Source organism: Tenacibaculum sp. MEBiC06402 (assembly GCF_049239625.1).
Taxonomy (GTDB): domain Bacteria; phylum Bacteroidota; class Bacteroidia; order Flavobacteriales; family Flavobacteriaceae; genus Polaribacter.
Window position 1 is genome coordinate 137072 of record NZ_JBMKKT010000104.1, and the last position, 25135, is coordinate 162206.

Below are 25135 nucleotides of genomic sequence, written 5' to 3' on the forward strand. Positions count from 1 at the left end.
ACTTACTTAATTCTTCTTTTTAATAAAAACTCTTCTCTCATACTAAACAATACTGGTACAATGAAATAAGACGTAATATCTATTATCATTCCTCCAAAAGCAGGAATTGCCATTGGAATCATAATATCACTTCCTCTTCCAGTTGATGTCAATACAGGTAACAAAGCTAAAATAGTAGTCGCTGTAGTCATTAAACAGGCTCTAATTCTTTTATTCCCTCCATGTAAAGCGGCAGCCCTTATTGCTTCGATTGATGATGGCTTTTCTTTCTCAAACGTTTGTTTTAAATAGGTTGCCATAACCACACCATCATCAGTAGCAATACCGAATAACGCAATAAAACCAACCCAAACTGCTACACTCAAATTAATAGGATGCATCTGAAAAAGTTCTCTTAAGTTTTTTCCAAATACACTGAAGTTCAAGAACCAATCCTGACCATATAACCACATCATGATAAATCCCCCTGCAAATGCAACTGCAATTCCTGTAAAAACCATTAATGATGTGGAAATAGACCTAAACTGGAAATACAGAATTAAAAAGATAATGATTAACGCCAGAGGTACTACAACCGACAATGTTTTCTCTGCTCTAATTTGATTTTCATAAGTTCCAGTAAACTGATATGATATTCCCTTCGGGACAACTAACTCACCAGAATTGATTTTTTGTTGAATAGCATCTTGAGCTTTTTCTACAACAGCTACCTCAGCAAAATCTGACAACTTATCAAAGAGCACATAACCAATTAAAAAAGTATCCTCACTTTTAATTACTTGCGCACCCTTTTCATATCGTATAGAAGCTAATTCACTTAATGGAACATAATTACCTTTAGAAACAGGAATGTAAATATTTTGCAAATCAGTTGGATTTGAACGCAACTCTCTAGGATATCTAACACGAATTCCATAACGTTCTCTTCCTTCAACAGTCTGTGTAATTTGCATTCCTCCTACTGCAACTTTTAATTCATCTTGAACCGTTTGTATTGAAACTCCGTATCGAGCTAATTTTTCTCGATTTATATCAATTAACAAATATGGCTTACCTACAATTCTATCAGCAAAAACAGCTTCTTTTTTAACACCTTCAACTTCTTTTAAAACATTTTCTAACTGAATTCCAAAAGCTTCAATCTGTTTTAAATCTTGACCTTTCACTTTAATTCCCATAGGTGCTCTCATTCCAGTTTGCAACATCACCAAACGAGTTTCTATTGGCTGTAACTTAGGAGCAGATGTTACTCCTGGCAACTTGGTAACCTTAACTATTTCATTCCAAATATCATTTGGCGACTTAATTGTTGGTCTCCAAGCCCTATAAAATTCACCATCTACATCTTCAATAAGATCATTTTCATTTACTTCATAAAAAATCATTTTAGATGTTTGACTTGACACATTTGGATTAGCCACAACTTCACCATTTTTCAAAACAAACAACCCTTCTTTATTAATCTTAAAACGTTGACGCTCTCCTTTAGTGTTTAACAAATATTCTGGTTTGTATAGAATTACATTTTCATACATTGACATAGGAGCTGGATCTAAAGCTGACTCCACCCTTCCTGCTTTTCCAACTACAGTTTTTATTTCAGGAATATTCGCCACGGCCATATCTAATTGCTGTAATACACGCTTGTTTTCATCTACTCCAGAATGTGGCATTGAGGTTGGCATCAAGAGAAAAGAACCTTCATTTAAAGATGGCATGAACTCTTTTCCTGTATTCTTGAATATTAGAAAACCACATATCAACACCGTTATAGGAATGGTAAAAAACAACAATTTGTGCTGTAAGGCCCATTGTAATATTTGACTGTAATACTTTTGAAAAATTGAAAAGAATCCTAATAATCCCAAACAAATAATTGCGACGAAAAGAATATTTAATAAAACACTTTTATCAACTCCTAAAGGTCTCCAATAAGTAGCTAATAATCCAATAATAGCTGTTGCAGAAATAATGATATTAATAAGATTTCCTCTTTTTGAAGAAATTTTATCAAACTGAATTAAAAAACCTGCAACTCCAAAACCAATTAAAACTATTCCCAGTAAATTTCCGTAAAAGACTCCTATCAATCCACTAAAAATAAGTAACGTGTTTACTACATATTTTAATCTTACTGTGAGTTCTTTCTTTTTAAAAATGAAAGCTCCAAATGGTGGAATGATAAACAACGCTACAATAATAGCCGCTATCAAAGCAAAAGTTTTAGTAAAAGCTAACGGACGAAACAGCTTTCCTTCTGCACCAATCATGGTAAACACCGGAATAAAACTAATTACTGTAGTCATTACGGCCGTAATAATTGCTCCTGAAACTTCTGAAGTTGCATTATAAACAATAGTATTCATTGACTGCTTGTTACTACTTGTTTCAATATGTCGAATAATATTCTCGGCTAAAATAACACCGACATCTACCATTGTTCCAATAGCAATAGCAATCCCTGATAAAGCTACAATATTCGCATCTACTCCGAAGGCTTTCATCGCTACAAAAACCATTAACACAGCTACTGGTAATAACCCCGAAATAAGTATGGATGCTCTCAAATTAAACACCATTACTATGATTACCAAAATAGTAATCAGTATTTCTAAAGTTAAAGCTTCATTAAGTGTATGCAGCGTTTCTTGAATCAACTCAGTTCTATCATAAAATGGCACTATGGTTAACTGAGAAGTTCTTCCATCTTTAAGGACTTTAGTGGGTAAACCTGAGCTTAATTCTTTTATTTTAGATTTTACATTATTAATAACCTCTAAAGGATTCGCTCCATAACGAGATACTACAACTCCTCCAACAACTTCAGCTCCTTCCTTATCCAATATTCCTCTTCTTGCTTTTGCTCCTAGCGTAACTTTTGCAATATTCTTAACTCTAAGCGACGTATAATTTTTAGATGTTATAACCGCATTCTCAATGTCTGAAATACCTTTTATATAGCCCAAACCTCTGACTAAATACTCAGCTTGATTAATCTCTATAGTTTGCGCTCCAATATCCTGATTACTAAACTTGACGGCCTTTACTACCTCTTTTAAGCCTATATTATATTGACGTAAGAGTTCTGGGTTAACATCGATTTGATATTCTTGCACATAACCTCCAATTGAAGCAACCTCAGATACACCACTTGCAGATGAAAGAGCATACTTGACGTAGTAATCTTGAATACTTCGCAGTTCATGTAAATCCCAACCGCCTGTTACTTTTCCGTTTTCGTCTCTTCCTTCTAAAGTATACCAAAAGATTTGTCCTAAACCTGTTGCATCTGGTCCAAGTGAGGGACTAACTCCTTCAGGTAATAAATTACTGGGTAATGAATTTAGTTTTTCCAGAATACGAGACCTACTCCAGTAGAAATCGACATTCTCATCAAAAATGATGTATATACTTGAAAATCCAAACATCGAAGAACTACGAATTGTTTTAACACCAGAAATCCCTAACAAAGATGTTGTTAATGGATACGTTATTTGATCTTCAATATCTTGTGGAGACCGACCATCCCACTTTGTAAAAACTATTTGTTGATTTTCTCCTATATCAGGAATAGCATCAACTGCTACAGGGTTATTAGGTAAAAAACCAACATCCCAACTAAAAGGTGAAGTTACAACTCCCCAACCAATGAATAGCAGCAGTAACAATACAGCTACTAACTTATTTTCTATTAAAAATTTAATGCTTTTTTTTAGCATAAAATATATTTTATATGATTAAACTTAGGTGACTAATCACCAATCACTAAAGCATACAAAGTTCATACGCTTTAACTGCTTTATCGTTTAAATCATATTAAATATACCTCATGAAGAACCTGAATATCCTTTACAATGAGAGGTGGTGAATAATATTTAAAAGGAGTTACCTTATTATTAAGCGCACTAAAAAGATTATAGTACGAATAATAAAATGAAGCTATAAATAATTGTTGCTCCAGTGCTAATGAATCAAAAGAAGTCTTTTTTAATACATCCTGACCTTTGATTAAATCTACGGTATCTTTACAACAATTTTTCTTGGTGATAGAACATTCCTCTAAAGAATTATTAGAAGTCATTTCCATTCCGCATGATTTTGCTTTTCCAAAATAACTCACACCTACTAGGTAATCACCACAATAGTGACTACTAATAGTAAATGACATTGTAGAAAATAATACTACAAATGTCATTAGAACAGCTGTTATTTTAGTTAAAACATTTTTCATTATTAAAAACAAAGTTACAAAATTTTAAAAACCTCTAATAATGATAAAACTTTTGGATATAAATTAACTAAAATCTTGTTCCCTCCATTTTACAATTTCCACTAATTCTTCAATTTTACTTTTAATAAAATCAGAAAATGATTCTTTGTCTAATTTAGAAACATCACCACTTGAATCAATTGATACAACATTACATTTGTTTTTAAAATCAAATGCATAAGAATATTCACTCATATTGTTAGCGAAAATATATAAATGTTCTAGATGCTTTCGATCTTTTCCAAAAATTTCAAAACTGTTTATCGGAGCATCTTCTATAAAAAATGAATCATCCAATTCTCCAAAACCAATATTTTCTAAAAAATAGTAATAGTTTGATAAATATTTATTTTCAACAAGATCTTTAGAAACTCCAGACTTTAAAAGTATAGACTTTGAAATAGTATCCCCAAAATCGCCTTCATATAAAGACGAAGAAGTTATAATCTCAATGTTTTTTTTAATTTCAGATATTTCTACTTCTGTTATTGTTTTCATTTGTTTTTTTAAATGCATTTAATCAGACTAATTATATTACTCCAAAAATATATTTTATCTGTTAATTTTAAATTTATTTGTCTTATGAAAAATCATAAAATAAAACTCATTTCATCTATAATAATGCTATTCCGTTTTATTTAATCATATTTCACTTTATGAATTAAACAAAACTTACAAAGAACAGTTTTCTTCTAAAATTAGTTTAGTAAGGGAACTTCTTGTATATAAACCAACGAGAAATAACGACTTACTGAAAAACAACAAAAAAGCCTTACTAAAACTAGTAAGGCTTATTGTGATCGCGACAGGATTCGAACCTGTGACCGTCTGCTTAGAAGGCAGATGCTCTATCCAGCTGAGCTACGCGACCAATAACTATTTTTTTGTCGGGGTGGCAGGATTCGAACCTGCGACCTCCTGCTCCCAAAGCAGGCGCGATGACCGGGCTACGCTACACCCCGAAAATGGTTATCTACAATTTTTTTGCGGAGAGACCGGGATTCGAACCCGGGCATCGAAAAACGATGACAGCTTAGCAGGCTGCTGCATTACCACTCTGCCACCTCTCCTCAACTCTTAAAGAGTTAAAAATTGCGAGTGCAAATGTAACATTAGAAAAACAATCTCACAAATATTTTCGCTAAAAAAAATCACTATTCTGGATATTCAATTCGTAAATGATAGATATTCATTAATTTACCTTTTATCACTTTTTTAATTTTTTCAATTTCCCTAAACGTAATATTCGAATTTATAAACTGATTATTGGCTTTTTGTCCTTCTACTATTTTATCTATTAACTCATCTATTGATTGCGCCGAAGGATTTTGTAAACTTTTAGACGCAGCTTCCGCTGCATCGCATATCATCAATATAGCTGTTTCTTTAGAAAAAGGAATTGGACCACGATATCGAAACTTTTTTTCCTCAACTTCCACATTCGGATTTCTCTCTTTTTCTTTCATATAAAAATAATACACCAGACTTGTTCCATGGTGAGTTCTGATAAAATCAATAATACGGTCAGGAATATTATTTTTCTTAGCTATTTCAATACCGTTTATAACATGATCTAAAATTATTCGAGCACTATCTCCTGGAGACAAATCGTTATGTGGATTTACACCTGTAATCTGATTTTCAGTAAAAAACTTAGGGTTTTTCATTTTACCAATATCATGATATAATGCTCCAGTTCGAACCAACATCGAATTAGCTCCAATTTCATTTGCGGCTGCCTCTGCCAAATTGGCTACTTGCATCGAATGCTGAAAAGTTCCAGGTGCTTTTTCATTTAACTCTCTTAATAATTTTGAATTTGTATTAGATAGTTCAAGTAAGGTAACATCGGATACTAAACCAAAAACTTTTTCATAAAAATAAATAAAGAACACGGCTAAAAAAGAAAGCAAGCCGTTCACCGCAAATAACCCGAAATATTCCCATTTTATATTGCTAATATTCCCCTCTTTTATAATGGAAAAAGCAAAATAGGTAACCATGTAAATCAATGTAATTTGCGCTATGGATATAAATAAACTCGCTCTTTTGTATAACTCAGTAACAGATAGAATCGTCACAATACCTGCTATAATATGTAAATAAATGAACTCAAAACTATTTGGCACTATAAAACCTAGCAATAAAACAGTAAGCACGTGTGTAAAAAGACCTAATCTAGCATCAAAGAACGCTTTCAGTACTATAGGTAAAATACTTAATGGAATTACATACAAAAAGTCTGAATTATACTTTACCATTACGGTCTGAGCGAAAATCATCAACAATACATTAGAAAAAATAAAAGTAACCTTCGTATTGTCTAAAAATATCTCTCTCCTGTATCGATCTAAAAATAACAATAGCATTAACAATGCTAAAGAGACTAAAAGAGTATACCCCAATACTAACCAATTGTAATTAGACTTTGTCCATATTAGTGATTTGGAAGCTTCTTTAAATGATTTTAATACACTCAAACTTTCTCCTTCCACAATATCTCCTTTCTGAATTATTAAAGCATCTTTCGTTACCATTCCTTTGGTGTAAGAAATGTCATTTAAAACTTCATCTAACTCTTTTTGAGTATACTTTGCATCAAAACTAACGTTGGGTTGAATCAATTCTGATAATAACTCAAAAACGTAACTTTTACCCTGAGAGTTTTTAAAAGAACTAAACTTATCATTAATAGCTGTTAATATATCTTTTGATTGAATAAAATTTTGAAAGGAAATTTCTTGAATAAAATCATTTTTTCTAAGAATCACAATAGCATTATCATTAATCTTATTCTTGGAAACATCATCTATAAAACCGTACTTATAAATATCCTGAATAAGTTGAATTCCTTTTTTAGAAAGCTTTTTTATTTCGTCTTTTGTTAGATTATCAGAAGACTCAAGTTCTTTCATCTTATCGATAAAACTTTGCTCTATTTCTTTAGTTTTTTCAGTATCGTATAAAAAATATTGCTTTGATGAAGAAGTGATTTCAGCTATTTCGTCGTTAATCTCTTTTTCTGATTTTTGTATAGCAAAATCAAAAGGAGCATATAAATTATCATACTGCCATGGTTTTCCTTGAGAAAAATCATATCGAAACTTCCCTCCTTTTGGAAAGAAATACACAATTGCAAAAGCGGTAATAATAAATAATAAAACCTTATAAACTATAGAATTATTTCTATATAAATAGCTTATTAATCTCTTCATTTCATCTTGTTTCTTAGCGTAAATATAACCTTTTAGTATTATTTGAGTTCTAAGTATAAAATGGTTATTTTCGCATATCATTATTTAACAAATAAACATAACATGAAAGAAGTTGTAATTGCATCTGTAGCAAGAACTCCAATAGGAAGTTTTTTAGGAACATTATCGAGTATTCCTGCACCTAAACTTGGAGCTGTTGCCATAAAAGGTGCTTTAGATAAAATAAATTTACAACCAGAGATGGTTAATGAAGTTTTTATGGGAAATGTAGTTTCAGCTGGTTTAGGACAAGCTCCTGCGAGACAAGCTGCTATTATGGCTGGTATTCCGGATACTGTTCCTTGTACAACTGTAAACAAAGTGTGTTCATCAGGAATGAAATCAATCATGTTAGGAGCACAAGCTATAGCTTTAGGTGATGCTGATATCGTAGTTGCTGGTGGTATGGAAAATATGAGTATGATTCCTCACTACCAACATGCCAGAACTGCTACAAAATTTGGTCCTGTAAAAATGGAGGATGGAATGCAAAAAGATGGCTTGGTAGACGCGTATGAGCAAGTTGCAATGGGAGTATGTGCTGACGAATGTGCTGTGGAATACAACTTTTCAAGAGAAGATCAAGATGCTTTTGCAATTGAATCATATAATCGTTCTGCGAAAGCTTGGAGTGAAGGAAAGTTCGCTGACGAAGTAGTACCTGTTGAGATCCCACAACGAAGAGGAGAACCAATTATCTTTAGTGAAGATGAAGAATACAAGAATGTAAAAATGGAGAAAATTCCAGCTTTACGGCCTGCATTTACAAAAGAAGGTACTGTTACTGCAGCAAACGCTTCTACTATCAATGATGGTGGTGCAGCTTTAGTACTAATGTCTGCAGAAAAGGCTGAAGAATTAGGAATTCAACCATTAGCAAAAATTAGAGGATATGCAGATGCTGCACATGAACCAAAATGGTTTACTACGGCACCAGCAAAAGCATTACCTAAAGCTCTAGCAAAAGCAAACGTTCAGATAGAAGATGTTGATTATTTTGAATTAAATGAGGCGTTTTCTGTAGTTGGTTTAGCGAACACAAAAATTCTAGGAATTTCTGGAGATAAAGTTAATGTAAATGGTGGAGCTGTTTCTTTGGGTCATCCTTTAGGAGTTTCTGGTGCAAGAATAATCATGGCACTAACATCTGTTTTAAAGCAAAATAACGCCAAAATTGGTGCTGCTGGAATTTGTAATGGTGGTGGTGGTGCTAGCGCAATGGTAATCGAAAGAATTTAATCATTAAAATAATTATTGTTTGTTCGGAATCTGTAATTTAAGTATTGTTCCTTTACGTTTAGAAGCTAATGATGCCTCTGAAATGGTAAGTCAAGTTATTTTTGGAGAGCATTTTCATATTCTTGAGAAAACTAAGAAATGGAGTAAAATAAAATTGGCTTTTGATGGTTACGAAGGATTCATTGACAATAAACAGTACGAAGAAATTTCTGAGGATTTATATCATCAACTTGAAAAGGAAGAAAAAACTTATTCAGGTGATTTGATAGATTTCATTACAGATTCCGAAAACAATTTAACTACAATTCCAATTGGCGCTCGATTGCCTTTTTTTAAAGACAGTTCTTTTAAAATTAATAATACTTCTTATAAGTATGAAGGAAAGGTAAATGGTAAAAAATTATCTAAAAATGCCATTGTAGAAACTGCCTATTTATTCCTAAACTCTCCTTATTTCTGGGGAGGTAAGACTCCATTTGGTATTGATTGTTCTGGTTTTACACAGACTGTTTACAAACTATGTGGATATAATTTACTCAGAGATGCTAAAGAACAAGCTACACAAGGTGAAGTTTTAAGCTTTATTGAAGAATGTGAACCTGGAGATTTAGCTTTTTTTGATAACGAAGAAGGTGTTATTACACATGTTGGAATAATAATGAATGACTACAATATTATTCACGCGCATGGTAAAGTAAGAATTGATAAACTTGATCATAGTGGTATTTACAATATAGACACTCATCAACATAGTCATCGTTTAAGAGTAATAAAAAAGATGATATAAATAAAAAAGACGCTTTAAAAAGCGTCTTTTTTATTTATATATACTAGAAATTTATTTCATTGATTTGTATAAATCTCTAAACTCTTTAGCTTTTCCTTCCATCTCTAGAACTTCATAAATACTCATTAAAGACTTAACAGTATCAATAGTTCTATTCAGGTTATCAGCTTTCTCTAAATAAGGTAAAGCCTCTTTATATACCTCTTTTTGTTTAAGAGCTAACTCGTCATACTTCTTAAAGTTCGATAAGTTCTTGTTCATCTCTTCAACAATCGCTTTCTCCTTATCTAAAATTACAACTGATAAGTTCATGTATGCATCAGAATAATCAGGTTTAAGCTCAATTGCTTTTTTGTAATATTTAGCAGCTTCTTCAGCTCTTCCTTGATTGAAGTTTACAACTCCTAAGTTGTAATATAAAGTAGGGTTATTAGGGTCTAAAGCAACAGCTTCTGCCATTAAATCACCAAACTTATCCATCTTACCTAACTCAATATATAACTGTGCTTCGTTTAAGATTAAGTTTAAATCATTCTTATTTGCTTTTCTTGCTTCAGAAATTGCTTTGATAGCCTCGTCCGTTTTCCCTTGCTCTTTTAAGATTAAAGCAAAATTCTTCATAATAGAAGCAGTTCTACCTTCAGTAGTTTTTTCCGAAGGATTAGAATACTTTCCAGATTTTACCATTAAATCTCTTTGTGTCTTACTACCTAAATTCTCTTCTTTACCAGTAGACTTGTTCACTGCAAAATACTGAACCTCTTTACCTGTGTATCCAATTTGAATTAACTCTTTGTAATAATCAATTGCAGCGTCATAATCTTTAGCTTGAGTAGCACTTACTGCCGCGTTGTAAGCAAACGCAGTGTCTCTTGGACTTAACTTGTAAGTTAAATAAAAGTACTTTGAAGCATCTTTATAATTCTTATCATTATTATAAAGACCAATTGCTTTTTCAGAAACTGATTGGATTAATTTATCTAGTCTAGGTCTTGCTTCTGCCGAGTAACGCTCTTTTCCAATTTTCTTTTCAAAATCCATCAATTGGTTAAACGCATCTGCAGCTTTTTGGTATTCTTTCTTACCTGCAAAAGCTTGTCCTTTTAAAAAGTAGTATTTAGACTTATACTTATCATCTGCACTCTCAATCGATTCATTTAATGAATTTACGATTGTTAAAGCTCCAGTAAAATCATTATTTTTAAGTGCCTTCTCAATAGATTTAAGCTCCTTCTTTTGAGCAAAAGAACCTAATGTTAATAAACCTAAAGAAATCGCTAAAACTTGTTTTCTCATCTTAGTTAATATTTGTTATTTTATAATGTATTCTTAATTTACACTAGTTTCGTTTTCAATTTCCGTGCCATTTTCTTCGTCTTCCTCATGCATTACCTTCGCAACCGCAGCAATACTATCATTATTTTTAATATTGATTAGCTTCACTCCTTGTGTTGCTCTACCCATAACTCGAAGGTCTTCAACTGCCATTCTTATGGTAATTCCTGATTTATTTATAATCATTAAATCATTAGAATCATCCACATTTTTTATGGCTACCAAATTACCTGTTTTTTCTGAAATATTCAATGTTTTCACACCTTTTCCTCCACGGTTGGTAATGCGGTAATCTTCTAGCTTAGATCTTTTTCCATATCCTTTTTCAGAAACCACCAAAATATTACTATCCATATCGTTAACAGATACCATTCCTACAACCTCATCATCTTCATGCTGCAAAGTAATTCCTCTTACACCAGAAGCTGTTCGACCCATAGGTCTAGTTTTCTCCTCTTCAAAACGAATAGCTTTCCCTGAACGCAATGCTAGCATTACTTGACTATCTCCAGTAGTTAATTTAGCTTCTAAAAGTTCGTCATCTTCTTTAATAGTAATTGCATTGATTCCATTGGCTCTTGGTCTAGAATACTGCTCTAAAGGTGTTTTCTTTACTTTACCTTTTTTAGTAGCCATAATTACATAATGATTATTGATGTACTCTTCATCTTTTAAATCATCCGTAACTAAAAACGCTTTTACCTTATCATCTTGTTCAATATTAATAAGGTTTTGAATTGCTCTACCTTTAGTATTTTTGCCTCCTTCAGGAATTTCAAAAACTCTCATCCAAAACACTTTCCCTTTTTGAGTGAAGAACAACATATGCTGATGATTTGTTCCAACAAATAAGTGCTCTAAGAAATCTTCATTACGAGTTGTAACTCCTTTTTGACCTCTACCTCCTCTATTCTGAACCTTGTACTCATCTAAGTTCGTTCTCTTCACATACCCTGCATGAGATATTGTAACAACTACTTTTGAGTTAGGAATCATATCTTCAATACGCATATCTCCTCCAGCGTATTCTATAACAGAGCGACGTTCATCACCATATTTATCACGAACTAACTCTAATTCGTCTTTTATAATCTGGTATCTTCTAGGCTCGTTAGATAAAATATCTTTTAAATCTGCAATTGTTTTTACAATTTCATCATATTCCGCTCTTAACTTGTCTTGCTCTAGTCCTGTTAACTGACGCAAACGCATTTCAACAATCGCCTTTGCCTGAATTTCCGTTAACTCAAAACGTTTCATCAAGCTTTCTCTTGCTTCATCTGCATTTGCAGAACCTCGAATAATTGCAATTACTTCATCTATGTTATCTGAAGCAATAATCAAACCTTCAAGAATGTGTGCTCGAGCTTCAGCCTTCTTTAATTCAAATTCTGTTCTTCGAACAACTACTTCATGTCTATGTTCAACAAAATAATGAATCAACTGCTTTAAGTTAAGTTGTTCAGGACGTCCCTTAACCAAAGCAATATTGTTTACACTAAAAGAGGTTTGTAATTGAGTATACTTGAATAATTTATTTAATACAATATTAGGAATAGCATCTCGTTTTAAAACATAAACAATTCGCATCCCTTTTCTGTCAGACTCATCACGAATACTTGCAATTCCTTCTAGTTTTTTATCATTAACCAAATCAGCAGTCTTTTTAATCATGTCTGCCTTGTTAACTTGATAAGGAATCTCTGTAACGATTATACACTCGCGTCCTTTAACTTCTTCAATAGTCGCTTTCGCACGCATAACAATACGACCTCGACCTGTATGAAAAGCATCTCTTACACCATCATACCCATATATTATACCTCCAGTTGGAAAATCTGGTGCCTTAATATGTTGCATTAATTCATCGATTTCAATATCTCTGTTATCGATGTATGCAATTGTTCCATTAACAACTTCTGTTAAATTGTGTGGTGCCATATTAGTAGCCATACCAACCGCGATACCAGATGCTCCGTTAACCAATAAATTTGGAATTCGAGTTGGAAGTACTGTTGGCTCATGAAGCGTATCATCAAAGTTTAACTTGTGATCTACTGTATCTTTTTCAATATCAGAAAGCATTTCCTCTGATATCTTTTGCATTCTAACCTCTGTATAACGCATTGCTGCGGGGCTATCTCCATCGACAGAACCAAAGTTTCCTTGTCCATCAATCATCATATAACGCATACTCCAGTTTTGTGCCATACGCACCATCGAGTCATAAACAGAAGTATCCCCATGTGGATGGTACTTACCTAACACTTCTCCTACTACTCTTGCCGATTTTTTATATGCGCCTGTAGATTTTATTCCTAATTCATGCATTCCATATAAAACCCTTCTATGCACAGGCTTTAAACCATCTCTTACATCTGGTAAAGCTCTAGAAACAATAACTGACATCGAATAATCAATGTAAGCGGATTTCATTTGTTCTTCGATATTAATTGGAATTAACTTTTCCCCGTCTGCCATATATCTCAATTTAAATCATTAATACTCTTTTCGTTAAAAAAGTGAATTTTACAACTAAAATTCACTCCTTTTAAAATACATCCTTGTATTTATTATTACAAACAGTGCAAGATATCATTTTAACAACAAACACCCAAGTTTTAACGTTTCATTTTCACTTAATTTATCAACAATTACGTAAGGTTTTTTAACATCTTTCTACTTATACCTTAAACTGCCTTTTTGTCTTATTGTTTTACTGGCATCGTTTTTGTAATTTTCATTAAAATTCTTAGTAACTTTACAACAAAGAAATTATTTATGGACGAAAATTTTTCACCAGGAGTTAGAGATGTTATAACTTTTAGCAAAGAAGAAGCCTTAAGACTAGGGCATGACTTCATTGGTACAGAACATCTCCTACTTGGTTTAATAAGAAAAGGAGACGGAAAAGCAATTGAGATTTTAACCACTTTTGATATAGATTTAGATTTAGTTAGAAATAAATTAGAAAAATTAAATCCTACTGAATCTTTGATTGAAGCTAATCAAAAGAAAAATTTGCATTTGACTCGTCAGGCTGAAAAAGCTATTAAAACCACGTTCTTAGAGGCTAAGTTATACCAAAGCGATGCCATTGATACTGCGCACTTACTTTTGTGCATTTTGAGAAACGAGAATGATCCAACAACGAAACTTTTACAAAAGTACGATGTAGATTATGATCAAGCTAAGGCGTTATATAAAGAGCTGAATATTGATGATGGTAGCTTACCAATCAATCCCATAGCTGAAAATCAAGACGATGAATTTGCAGAGGAAAAATCTGGACCTTATGGACAGCAGCAATCCTCTCAAAGAAGTAAAACAAATAAAAAATCTAAAACTCCGGTTTTAGACAATTTTGGTAGAGATTTGACAGCACTTGCCGAGAACGGTAAACTAGACCCTGTTGTTGGTCGACTTAAAGAAATAGAACGTGTTTCTCAAATACTAAGTCGTAGAAAGAAGAATAACCCAATGTTGATCGGTGAGCCTGGAGTTGGTAAGTCGGCAATTGCAGAAGGATTAGCCTTACGAATAGTAAACAGAAAAGTTTCAAGAATACTATTCGATAAGCGAATTATTTCACTTGATTTAGCAAGTTTAGTAGCTGGAACAAAATACAGAGGTCAGTTTGAAGAAAGAATGAAGGCCTTGATGAATGAGCTAGAAAAGAATGATGATATTATTCTTTTTATTGATGAAATTCATACAATTGTTGGTGCTGGTGGAGCTACAGGATCTTTAGACGCTTCAAATATGCTTAAACCTGCTTTAGCAAGAGGAGAAATTCAATGTATTGGAGCGACTACCTTGGACGAGTATAGAACAAACATAGAAAAAGATGGTGCTTTAGAGCGTCGTTTTCAAAAAGTAATGGTTGACCCAACTACTGTTGAGGAAACAACTCAAATTCTTCATAATATCAAAGGAAAATATGAAGAGCATCATAATGTAGAGTTTACAGACGAAGCTATTGAGGCTTGTGTGAAACTTACAAACAGATATATGACCGATCGTTTTCTTCCAGACAAAGCAATTGATGCTTTAGATGAAGCCGGTTCTCGTATTCACATCACAAATATTGTCGTTCCGCAACAAATTTTAGAATTAGAATCGAAATTAGAAGAAATTAGAGAACGCAAAACAAAGGCTGTAAGCGGACAAAAATATGAAGAGGCAGCAAAGCTTCGTGATGACGAAAAAAACTTAGAAGCTGCTTTAGATTCAGCTCAAAATCAATGGGAAGAAGACTCTAAATTACATAGAGAAACTGTAACTGAAGATAATGTTGCAGAAGTGGTTTCTATGATGACGGGAATTCCTGTAAACAGAGTTGCGGAAGCTGAAAGCCATAGGCTAGCAGAATTACCAAGTTTAATTCAAGGAAAAGTTATTGGTCAAGATGAAGCCGTATCAAAAGTTGTTAAGGCAATACAGCGAAATAGAGTTGGTTTAAAAGACCCTAACAAACCTATTGGATCGTTTATTTTCTTAGGATCTACTGGAGTTGGTAAAACTCAATTGGCAAAAGTTTTAGCCAGAGAATTATTTGATTCTGATGAATCTTTAATCAGAATTGACATGAGTGAGTACATGGAGAAATTTGCAATTTCTAGATTGATTGGTGCGCCTCCGGGATATGTAGGTTATGAAGAAGGTGGACAATTAACTGAAAAAGTTCGTCGTAAACCATACTCAGTTGTACTATTAGACGAAATTGAAAAAGCACATCCTGATGTATTCAATATGCTGTTGCAGATTTTAGATGATGGACATATAACTGATAGTTTGGGAAGAAAAATTGATTTCAGAAATACCATAATCATTATGACTTCTAACATTGGGGTTAGAAAACTAAAAGATTTTGGTGGCGGAGTTGGATTTGGAACACAATCTAAAAAAGAACAGGAAGACGCAAATGCTCGTGGAATTATAGAAAGTGCATTAAAAAAATCTTTTGCTCCTGAATTTTTAAATCGTATTGATGATGTTATTATTTTCAATTCTTTAGAAAGAGAAGACATCCACAAGATTATTGATATTGAATTAAAGAAATTATTGGATAGAATTGCAGATTTAGGATATCACTTAAATCTTACTGAGAAAGCTAAAGATTATATCGCTGATAAAGGTTTTGACAAACAATACGGTGCAAGACCTCTAAAGAGAGCTATCCAAAAATATATTGAAGACGCATTAGCCGAGGAAATAGTTAATGCAAAACTCGATGAAGGCGATTCTATTTTTATGGATTTGGATGATGAATCTAGACAGCTTACCATAAAAATCGAGAAAGGTGAAAAACCAACAGAAACACGAACAGAGTTTGATGAAGAATAATTAAACATAAAAAGCCGAGTTGATAACTCGGCTTTTTTTTATTAAACCCTATTTATTAGCCGTTTTACTCTAATTAAAAAATTACACCTTATATTTCTTGTTATTTCATAGCTTTGCGATAATGAAATTAACACAACATTCTCGTTACTTTTTTCTATTCTTTGGAATATTTCTTTTTTTAGTTAACCTAATTCAAGGATTTACTACAGAATTAATCTCGGATGAAGCCTACTACTGGACTTATAGTAACAAACTTGACTGGGGATATTTTGACCATCCTCCTATGGTGGCAATTTGGATATCTATTTCTAAATTTTTCTTTGCTGCAAGCGAGCTTAGTGTCCGCTTTTTTTCAAGTATAACCTTACCTCTAAATTTTTTTATCGTTTGGAATTTGATTGAAAACCCAAAGAAAAATGAATACAAATGGCTTTTCGTTTTACTTGCTCTTACGACATCACTATTTAATGTCTATGGATTCATAACAGTTCCAGACACACCTTTGATGTTTTTTACAGCATTGTTTCTATTAGGGTATAAGAAATATTTAACTGAAAAATCAACACTAAGTTATCTGATACTTGCCTTTTCTATGGCTTGTATGTTATATAGCAAATATCAATCTGTATTAGTCATTGCTTTTGCACTATTATCAAATTTGAAGGTTTTAAAAGATGGCAAAATTTGGCTCACTGCATTACTTACTATTGCACTATTTTCCCCTCATTTGATTTGGCAGTTTGAAAACGATTTCCCTTCTGTCAAATATCACTTGTTTGAAAGAAAAGAAAACACAGTATATAGATTTAGAGATACTTATATGCATTTTATAAATACTATAGTAATATTTGGTTTTACTTTCCCTATAATATATAAAGCTTTTTTTAAAAATTTAAAAAACAAAGACCTCTTTCAAAAAGCTTTAAATTTTATAGTTATCGGTTTTATTTCCTTTTTCTTTATTAGTACTTTTAAAACACACGCACAAGCTCAATGGATCGTTCCAATATCAATTCCACTGATAATAATTCCTTTTAACTATTTGGTAGCTAACACAGAAGATATCAAACTTTTTAAGGTCCTAGCAATAATAACTTTAGTCGTGACAACCTTTTTGAGATTCGCCATGGCAAATGATGGAATTTTACCAAAGCAATTTGAAATGCATGGTAATAAAAAATGGACTCTAACACTTAAAGAAAAATTAAAGGATAAATCTCCACTTTTTTACAATTCTTATCAAAACACCTCGATATATTGGTTTTATGCAGGAGAAAGACCTCATCAATTAAACTCTTGGGACAGTAGAAAAAACCAATATGATCTGTATGATTTCAACGAAGAATTTACAATTTCAAATGCCGTTTTAGTAGGTATCAATAAACGAAAATTTCCAAGCGACTCCTTACTGAAGAAAAATACTGGGAAAATTTATTTAAAACATATCAATAATTCATTCTACAAAAACAGTAAGTTAAATGTTGATTTTTCTGATGATTTAGAAATTAAGGAGTCACAAAAAAATACCATTAAACTAGAAATTCAGGAGTCACAAAAAAACACAATTAAATCGCTAAAACTAGCCGTTGCTCTAAGATTCGGAAAAGATAAAAGAGTTTTTCCTGCTGAGTTGAAAAATAACACTCTTGAATTCGATTTACCTCATTTCAACAATACATTTACACCAAATAAAATTCAAATTATAGGAACCTCAAATTTAGAAGTTAGTTATACTCGTCTGAGCCCTGTTAAACAGATCCAATTTAAAAATGAGAAATAAACCTTTCCTAGTTTTAAGTCTTTTAATTATATGTGTTACAATCTTAGGCTTTCCTTTAGACATGATGCCTCCAGATGCCGCATTATATGGTTCCATTGCTAAGGAAATGCATTTGAATAATGATTTCATTAATTTGTATTCATTAGGAGAAGATTGGTTAGACAAACCTCATTTACCATTCTGGTTAACAGCAATTTCATTTAAAATTTTTGGAGTTTCGAATTTTGCATACAAGCTTCCTGGCGTCTTAATTTTCTTTTTAGGAGTTTGGGCAACTTATAAGTTCACCAAAAAAAGTTACAATAAAGAAACCGCTCTAATTGCTGCTATTATTTTAGCAACTTCATTACATAGTGTTATTTCTAATTTTGATGTAAGAGCAGAACCATATTTAACTGGTTTTATTATGGCTAGTTTATACTGGTTTTATAAATACATTCAACAAAAAAGATGGCAAGACTTACTTGTTGCAAGTTTGTTCTGTGCATTCGCAATAATGACAAAAGGTATTTTCGCAATGATCCCTCTTGTAGCTGCTTTAGGTGGACATTTCATAATCACAAAACAATGGAAAGAAATTTTAAATCCGATGTGGTTGGTTGCATTGGTATTTATTATAATCTTCATTATTCCAGAGCTCTATACTTTATACGTTCAATTTGATATGCATCCCGAAAAGATTGTGTTTGGAAAAACAGAGGTGTCTGGAATTAAATTCTTTTTATGGGACAGTCAATTTGGTAGGTTTTTCAATACCGGCCCAATAAAAGGACATGGAGATCCATTCTTTTTTGTTCATACAATTTTATGGGCATTTTTACCTTGGTCGATTTTATTCTATATAGCAACATTTTTGAAAGTTAAAAGGAATATAAAAATAGTTAACAAGAATGAGGAGTTTTATACACTATTTGGAACATTAGCTACAGTCCTAGTCTTTTCATTAAGCAAATTTCAACTAGCGCACTACACAAATATTGTATTTCCTTTTATGGCAATTATAACTGCTGATTTTATTGTTAAACTAAAAAATAAATATCAGCATCTTGTAAAAACATACACCATAACTCAGTATTTTTTAATAACAATTTCAGTATTAGCCATAATAGCACTGAGCATTGTCATGAAACCTGAATTTAATTATTGGATTCTACTTATTTTACTTTTATGCGGAAGCGCTATTTACTTAGTATTTAAGACCAAACAAGAAAAGATAAAACGAATTTTATATTTATCTGCGATTTCTTTCTGCTTCTTGTACGGATTTATGCTTTCTCACTTCTACCCTACTTTATTTAAATATCAAGGAGGAGTTCATGCGGCAAAGTATATTAACAAAAATGATTTTAAAGATATTAATCTACTCAAAAACAATAGTTATAACTTCGGTTTTGAATTTTATTGTAACAAACCTATAAATAGAATAAGCATTGAAGATCTTTCAAATAGTCAAAACAAAATGAATATGAACTTCTTCGCTACCAAAAAAGATTTGACTCTATTCTCTGAGAAAAACATATCGTTCTCGATAATAAAAGAATTTGATTACTATAGAATCACTAAACTAAAAGGGAAATTTTTGAGTCCTAAAACAAGAGAAAAAACTCTGAGTAAAAAATACCTTATTAAACTAAACTAGTTTTTCTTTAAAGATTTTTTCGAAAAGTATACAGTAAAGTTTATAGAATAAAGTTCCAAAAAGTATCCCTGAGAGATAACCAACTGAAATATCTCCAGGATAATGAACACCTAAATAAACTCTGCTATATCCGAAAATTAAAGGAAATAAGAACAATAAGTAAATAAACTTAAATCTACTTCTCAACAAAAAGATAATGAAAACTGTGAACGTGGTTGACAAAGAAGCATGACCCGACCAAAAACTATAACCTCTTGGTTTATACGAAAATTGTCTTAAGTACTCTTGCAACCAAGCAGTATTGCAAGGACGCAACCTCTCAGTTGTATTTTTTATGAGGTTTGTAAACTGATCGGAGAAAGCAACTAAAACCACAATAAATAATAAAGAAAAAATCGTTTTCCTTAATCCGAATCTCACATAAATTAAAACTAAGATTATAACAAAAAGTGGAATCCAATTGAATTGATTCGTAATTGTAAGCCAAAATGAATCCCACTTCTCGTTACCTAAATTATTCAGAAAAATTAATAATTCGGCATCTTTTGTTTTAATAATATCTAAAAAACTATTTTCCAACTTTTAATATTTCTATTTCAAAAATTAAATCGGTATTTGGTTTAATCACTGGTAAACGACCAACCTCTCCATAACCTAAATAACTTGGAATAAACAATCGAGCTTTTTCACCTTCATACATCATAGAAGCTCCTTCTTTCCATCCAGCAATTAATGGGTAATTAGCATCATTAATTGTAAAAGTAAATGGTGTTTTCTGATCTAAACTAGAAGCTATTTTATTTCCTAAATCATCATATAAAGTATAATGCACAGTTGTTGGTAAATCAGGATTCACCTTTTTACCTGTACCTTTTTGAAGTTGTAAAAAGTGTAAACCAGAACTCGTAACTTTAGAGCTATAATAATCCATTTCTTTTCGAATCTTTTCTTTTGCAATAGCTATTTTTCTTTTACGTTCTTTGCGACGTTCTTCTGCATTTTCAAGTTCTTGTAAAAAAACATTTGGTGCATTGAATTCTTTTGCTGACTCACCGACTCTAATAATCTCTACTTTATTAATTACATCATTTTGAACAATTGTATCAACAACATTTTGTCCGTAAGTTACCTTTCCGAAAACGGAATGCTTTCCATCTAACCAAGGAGTTGCTTTGTGAGTAATAAAAAACTGTGAAGAATTGGTAGCAGGTCCTGCATTTGCCATTGATAAAACACCCGCTGAATCATGCTTGTAAATTAACTGACCTTTTTCGTTTAGTGGAAACTCGTCATCGAAGGTATATCCAACTCGACCACCACCTTTTGGCTGACCTCCTTGAATCATAAAATCCTTTATTACTCTATGAAATTTCACTCCTTCGTAAAAAGGCTTTCCTTTCATTGAATCTACCATTTTAGGATTATTTCCTTCCGCTAGAGAAACAAAATTAGCAACCGTCATCGGAACAATATCCGAATGTAACTTAATCAATATATCTCCTTTATTAGTTTGTATATCAGCATACAAACCTTCAGCTAAATCAGGGTATTTAACAGTTTTACAAGACACTATTAAAAGCGAAAAAGCAATAATTAATTTAACAATTTTCATAAATATGATTTAAAAAGAAACAAAAAGCATCAACACTTGTTGATGCTTTTAAATTACATTATTTTTTATTAATGATCTTTATGATCATCTCCAGTATGATCTGTATGACCATCAGCAGCTGGTTTTACAGCAGACTTTACTTCTAATAATTCTACTTCAAAAACCAACGTAGAAAAAGGCTTGATTTGAGGTAATCTACCTTGAAATCCGTACGCCAACTCTTGAGGGATGAAAAATTTATATTTAGCTCCTTCTTTCATTAACTGTAAACCTTCTGTCCAACCTTTAATTACTTGAGTAACTCCAAATTCAGATGGTTCTTTTCTTTCTACAGAGCTATCGAAAACTTTACCATCTATGGTAGTACCAGTGTAATGTACCTTCACATAATCTGCAAGCTTAGGAGAAGATCCGTTACCTTCTTTTAAAACCATGTATTGAAGTCCACTTTCTGTTGTAATAACTCCGTTTTTTGTTTTATTCTCAACTAAAAAAGCCTCATTTTCTTTCTTGTAATCACCATATTCTTTCTCAGTTTTATCTTTCATTTCTTTTTGCCTTCTTTCCATATCTTCCATTTGCTTTTTCTGAGAATAAGCTCTAATAATTAACATAGCATCCTCAGGCTTCATCAAAAGATTCGTAGAATCAGCTCCATTATAAAAACCTTGCACATATAGGTCTGGATTAATTTCTTTTGCATTTTCACTTGCTCGCATTCTTGCTCCTACATTTAATCCTAATGCATAACTAACAGAATCTAATTCAGTTTCTAAACTTTTTTTAGTTTCCATTTGTTTACCACATGATACTACTGCTAATCCTAAAGCCGTAATTGCTAAAAACTTATTTAATTTCATTATTCGGTTTTTTAATTTCTATTAATGTTACTATACTCTTTAATGTTTGATTCATTCCAATTTTATTTCCGTCTCCAGTAACTCCATACGCTCTGTAAGAAGGAATGACAAATGTAATAGTTTCTCCTTTTTTCATCAACTTTATTCCCTCTCGCAGTCCTGGAACGAAATCTTCCTGATCTATTTTATACTTTCTTGTTTGATAATCGTAAATTGTATTATCGTTAATTGTTGTGATATTATAATTTAAAGTAACTTCATCTCCTTTAACAGGAGTTTGAGAAGTTAACGTATCTTTCTTAATATAGCTATACCAAAAACCATTTGCAGAGGATATATAATTAGTAAGTGTATCCTTCTTTAAAAGTGATTGAATTGCTCTCGTTTCTAATGCGTTTAGTTTTTTGTTCTCAGCGACCACTTCTTCATAGAAGTTTTTTGTAGAATGTTCTTTTGGTCTTCTCGCCTCTAACTCTTTACAACCTACAAAACTCAATAAAACAATTGTAAAAATTAAAAAACTACTCTTCATAAGATACTAGTATGTCTTCTTTATAGTTTGATAATAACGATTTAAATTCCGCTACGGTTTCGTCTAATGAAGTTGTTGATCTTCCACCAGCTGCATTGTCATGTCCTCCTCCATTAAAATGAGCACGTGCAAATTTATTAACTGAGAAACTTCCTTTTGATCTAAACGAAATCTTTACAATCCCTTGCTCTATATCCTCAATAAAAATGGCAGCAAATACAATTCCTTTTAAAGACAACGCGTAATTCACAACTCCCTCGGTATCCCCTTTCTCATAATTGAATTTATTCTTCTCTTCCTGAGAAAGTGTTATAAAAGCAGTTTTATAATCTGGTAAAACCTGTAAATTACTCAGAGATTGACCAAGAAGTTGTAATCTACTAAACGTATTTGCGTCGTAAACTTTACTGTGAATCCTATCATTTTCCGCTCCTTTGTCAATTAAATCCGCAATAATCCTATGAGTTCTACTTGTTGTTGATTTAAACCTGAAAGAACCGGTATCTGTCATTATTCCTGTATACAAACAAGTAGCAATGTTTTTATCTATCAAATCTACATCTCCCATCATTTCTATAAAATTATATACCATTTGACAAGTTGAACATATTTCTGTGTCAGAATACATGTATTCAAAATCATCTGGTTGCTGATGATGATCAATCAATGCAAAATCATTTTCGTACTTCTCCAACGTATTTTGCATATCATCTCCTACTCTATGCAAAGCATTGAAATCTAACAAGAAAATAATGTCGGATTTTTTCAACGCTTTCACACTCTGATTATTTTGTCGATCGAAACGATATACGGTTTCAACTCCAGGAATCCAATGCAAAAAATCAGGAAATTCATTTGGCATTAAAACTTGGGCTTTATGACCTTTAAAATCTAAATAATGTTTTAATCCAAGAGTTGATCCTACAGCATCACCATCGGGGTTTTTATGACCGATGATTACAATATTTCTAGGTATTTCTAAATACGCTTTAAGCGCTTCAAAGTTCTTTAAAATCATAAAGGGCGAATATACAATTTAATATTCTTTTGACTAAATATTATCGAAAATGTTAATTCCATGAAATACCCACAAAAAAACCACTCTAACAATCTCTATTTGAACACTTGACAACAACATTATTAAATATCCATTCGAACTATTTTTAAAGATAAGTATGAACCCAAATTAATACTTAACTTGTTAGTAACATTAAAAAATGTATTTTTGCGCGAAATTATAATAAGATTAAAATACAAATGGCAACAAATAGAACTTTTACAATGATTAAACCAGATGCTGTAGAGAATGGACATACTGGTGCTATTTTAGAAAAAATTAATGCTGCTGGTTTTAGAATTGTAGCAATGAAAAAAACACACATGACGAAGCGTGATGCAGAAACATTTTATGCAATTCACAGTGAGCGTCCGTTTTTTGGAGAATTAGTTGAGTTTATGACTCGCGGTCCTATTGTTGCAGCTATCTTAGAAAAGGAAAATGCAGTTGAGGATTTTAGAACTTTAATTGGTGCTACCAACCCAGCTGAGGCTGCAGAAGGAACAATTAGAAAACTTTATGCAACTTCAATCGGAGAGAATGCAGTTCATGGTTCTGATTCTGATGAAAATGCAGAAATTGAAGGAAACTTTCACTTCGCTGGCAGAGAAATGTTTTAATAATTTTCTCACAGAATAATATTAAAGAAACTCGTTGCTTTTGTAACGAGTTTTTTATTTAAATTCGCTTTCATATTTATTTACACAACCACATGAGACATCTATTAATTCTTACTGTTTTAAACATCTTTTTTACAAACTCAGTTATCGCTCAAGATAATAATAGTGATAATGTTCAAGATTTTTCAGTTTCAATTAGTAGAGCTAAAAACCAAACTCCAATCTCTCTAAAAGAGTGGTTCGAATATATAGAAATGGATGCTTCAGTTAATTTTAAGATGAAAGCTTCAAATACCTTAAGTAAGAATTCAACTGATAATTCGTTGATATTTTTAAACTATAAAGATGAGAAAAAAGTTCAATTAAAATTTAGCAATGGTGTTATATCAGTAAAAAAACCTTCAAAAGATATTTTATTTAAAATGTTTTTAATTTCTAAAAGGTTGAATGCGGATATTAAAGATTCAAATGGAAAAATTTACACCAATGATGATTTTTACAAAAATTAAACTAACATAATTTTTTTCACAACATCATCTCCCATCTCTTCGTTAATCATAGTGATGATCTTTTCTTTACCATAACTCAATTCTTCTCTTAAAACAGAAGAATTCAAACGAATAATAAGCGTTCCGTTCTGTAATTTAACTTCACTAGTATATGATGCAACTCCGGGCCCCATCAATTTAACCCAAGCTTCTTCGATATGTATTTTTCTGAAGCCCTTTTCTAGTTTATTTTCTTTAATAAAAGCTCCCATTAAATCCTTAATCGAAAAACTATCATTCTCTCTCTTTCCCATAA

Annotated in this window: 19 protein-coding genes and 3 tRNA genes; 7 read left to right on the forward strand and 15 right to left on the reverse strand. The window is 32.0% G+C overall.

Annotated features, from left to right (window positions below):
* Positions 1–2: 2 nt before the first annotated feature.
* From ACOSP6_RS14865 to ACOSP6_RS14895, 7 genes are all read right to left on the reverse strand, one after another.
* On the reverse strand, positions 3–3719 hold the full coding sequence (locus ACOSP6_RS14865) for an efflux RND transporter permease subunit (RefSeq protein WP_422093930.1): 3717 nt from the start codon (positions 3717–3719) through the stop codon (positions 3–5).
* 92 nt (positions 3720–3811) lie between these two features.
* Positions 3812–4231: an HYC_CC_PP family protein gene (locus ACOSP6_RS14870; RefSeq protein WP_422094062.1), complete on the reverse strand. Its 420-nt coding sequence runs from the start codon at positions 4229–4231 to the stop codon at positions 3812–3814.
* Positions 4232–4294: 63 nt separating this feature from the next.
* On the reverse strand, positions 4295–4768 hold the full coding sequence (locus tag ACOSP6_RS14875) for a hypothetical protein (protein ID WP_422093929.1): 474 nt from the start codon (positions 4766–4768) through the stop codon (positions 4295–4297).
* Positions 4769–5067: 299 nt separating this feature from the next.
* A tRNA-Arg gene (locus ACOSP6_RS14880) sits at positions 5068–5141 on the reverse strand.
* A gap of 16 nt (positions 5142–5157) precedes the next feature.
* Positions 5158–5232 (reverse strand) — tRNA-Pro (locus ACOSP6_RS14885).
* A gap of 25 nt (positions 5233–5257) precedes the next feature.
* Positions 5258–5340, reverse strand: a tRNA-Ser gene (locus tag ACOSP6_RS14890).
* A gap of 84 nt (positions 5341–5424) precedes the next feature.
* Positions 5425–7485 (reverse strand): HD family phosphohydrolase, encoded by a 2061-nt coding sequence (locus ACOSP6_RS14895; protein ID WP_422093928.1) that lies wholly within the window; start codon positions 7483–7485, stop codon positions 5425–5427.
* A gap of 102 nt (positions 7486–7587) precedes the next feature.
* Here ACOSP6_RS14895 and ACOSP6_RS14900 point away from each other — a divergent pair, with 102 nt between their 5' ends.
* Positions 7588–8763: an acetyl-CoA C-acyltransferase gene (locus ACOSP6_RS14900; RefSeq protein WP_422093927.1), complete on the forward strand. Its 1176-nt coding sequence runs from the start codon at positions 7588–7590 to the stop codon at positions 8761–8763.
* A 19-nt stretch (positions 8764–8782) separates the two neighbouring features.
* Positions 8783–9550 carry an NlpC/P60 family protein gene (locus ACOSP6_RS14905; protein ID WP_422093926.1) on the forward strand — a complete coding sequence of 256 codons (768 nt, stop codon included), beginning with the start codon at positions 8783–8785 and terminating at the stop codon, positions 9548–9550.
* A gap of 51 nt (positions 9551–9601) precedes the next feature.
* On the opposite strand, the gene ACOSP6_RS14910 is transcribed toward ACOSP6_RS14905, so the two are convergent.
* Both ACOSP6_RS14910 and gyrA read right to left on the reverse strand, forming a co-directional pair.
* Positions 9602–10846, reverse strand: a complete 1245-nt coding sequence (locus ACOSP6_RS14910) for a tetratricopeptide repeat protein (protein WP_422093925.1) — start codon at positions 10844–10846, stop codon at positions 9602–9604.
* A gap of 33 nt (positions 10847–10879) precedes the next feature.
* Positions 10880–13366: a DNA gyrase subunit A gene (gyrA, locus tag ACOSP6_RS14915; RefSeq protein WP_422093924.1), complete on the reverse strand. Its 2487-nt coding sequence runs from the start codon at positions 13364–13366 to the stop codon at positions 10880–10882.
* Positions 13367–13666: 300 nt separating this feature from the next.
* Here gyrA and ACOSP6_RS14920 point away from each other — a divergent pair, with 300 nt between their 5' ends.
* From ACOSP6_RS14920 to ACOSP6_RS14930, 3 genes are all read left to right on the forward strand, one after another.
* Complete coding sequence (locus ACOSP6_RS14920) at positions 13667–16231, forward strand: ATP-dependent Clp protease ATP-binding subunit (RefSeq protein ID WP_422093923.1); 2565 nt, start codon at positions 13667–13669, stop codon at positions 16229–16231.
* 121 nt (positions 16232–16352) lie between these two features.
* Entirely contained in the window at positions 16353–18011 is a 1659-nt protein-coding gene (locus tag ACOSP6_RS14925) for an ArnT family glycosyltransferase (protein ID WP_422093922.1), read from the forward strand.
* Positions 18001–19650: an ArnT family glycosyltransferase gene (locus tag ACOSP6_RS14930; RefSeq protein ID WP_422093921.1), complete on the forward strand. Its 1650-nt coding sequence runs from the start codon at positions 18001–18003 to the stop codon at positions 19648–19650. The genes ACOSP6_RS14925 and ACOSP6_RS14930 overlap by 11 nt, the downstream gene beginning before the upstream one ends.
* On the opposite strand, the gene ACOSP6_RS14935 is transcribed toward ACOSP6_RS14930, so the two are convergent.
* From ACOSP6_RS14935 to ACOSP6_RS14955, 5 genes are all read right to left on the reverse strand, one after another.
* The gene (locus tag ACOSP6_RS14935; protein WP_422093920.1) at positions 19642–20229 is read right to left on the reverse strand and encodes a phosphatase PAP2 family protein; all 588 of its coding nucleotides are present in this window, start codon (positions 20227–20229) and stop codon (positions 19642–19644) included. The two genes, ACOSP6_RS14930 and ACOSP6_RS14935, sit on opposite strands and share 9 nt — an antisense overlap.
* Positions 20219–21262, reverse strand: a complete 1044-nt coding sequence (locus ACOSP6_RS14940) for a peptidylprolyl isomerase (protein ID WP_422093919.1) — start codon at positions 21260–21262, stop codon at positions 20219–20221. The genes ACOSP6_RS14935 and ACOSP6_RS14940 overlap by 11 nt, the downstream gene beginning before the upstream one ends.
* Before the next feature lie 68 nt (positions 21263–21330).
* On the reverse strand, positions 21331–22122 hold the full coding sequence (locus ACOSP6_RS14945; RefSeq protein WP_422093918.1) for an FKBP-type peptidyl-prolyl cis-trans isomerase: 792 nt from the start codon (positions 22120–22122) through the stop codon (positions 21331–21333).
* Positions 22109–22654 carry a gliding motility-associated peptidyl-prolyl isomerase GldI gene (gldI, locus tag ACOSP6_RS14950; RefSeq protein ID WP_422093917.1) on the reverse strand — a complete coding sequence of 182 codons (546 nt, stop codon included), beginning with the start codon at positions 22652–22654 and terminating at the stop codon, positions 22109–22111. Before gldI ends, ACOSP6_RS14945 begins: the two co-directional genes overlap by 14 nt.
* Positions 22644–23672: a DHH family phosphoesterase gene (locus ACOSP6_RS14955; RefSeq protein WP_422093916.1), complete on the reverse strand. Its 1029-nt coding sequence runs from the start codon at positions 23670–23672 to the stop codon at positions 22644–22646. The genes gldI and ACOSP6_RS14955 overlap by 11 nt, the downstream gene beginning before the upstream one ends.
* Before the next feature lie 239 nt (positions 23673–23911).
* Between ACOSP6_RS14955 and ACOSP6_RS14960 the strand changes: the two genes are divergently transcribed.
* Together ACOSP6_RS14960 and ACOSP6_RS14965 are read left to right on the forward strand one after the other, a co-directional pair.
* Positions 23912–24331 (forward strand): nucleoside-diphosphate kinase, encoded by a 420-nt coding sequence (locus tag ACOSP6_RS14960; RefSeq protein ID WP_422093915.1) that lies wholly within the window; start codon positions 23912–23914, stop codon positions 24329–24331.
* 92 nt (positions 24332–24423) lie between these two features.
* On the forward strand, positions 24424–24840 hold the full coding sequence (locus tag ACOSP6_RS14965) for a hypothetical protein (protein ID WP_422093914.1): 417 nt from the start codon (positions 24424–24426) through the stop codon (positions 24838–24840).
* Here ACOSP6_RS14965 and ACOSP6_RS14970 read toward each other — a convergent pair.
* On the reverse strand, positions 24837–25133 hold the full coding sequence (locus tag ACOSP6_RS14970) for a DUF721 domain-containing protein (protein WP_422093913.1): 297 nt from the start codon (positions 25131–25133) through the stop codon (positions 24837–24839). The two genes, ACOSP6_RS14965 and ACOSP6_RS14970, sit on opposite strands and share 4 nt — an antisense overlap.
* Positions 25134–25135 lie beyond the last annotated feature (2 nt).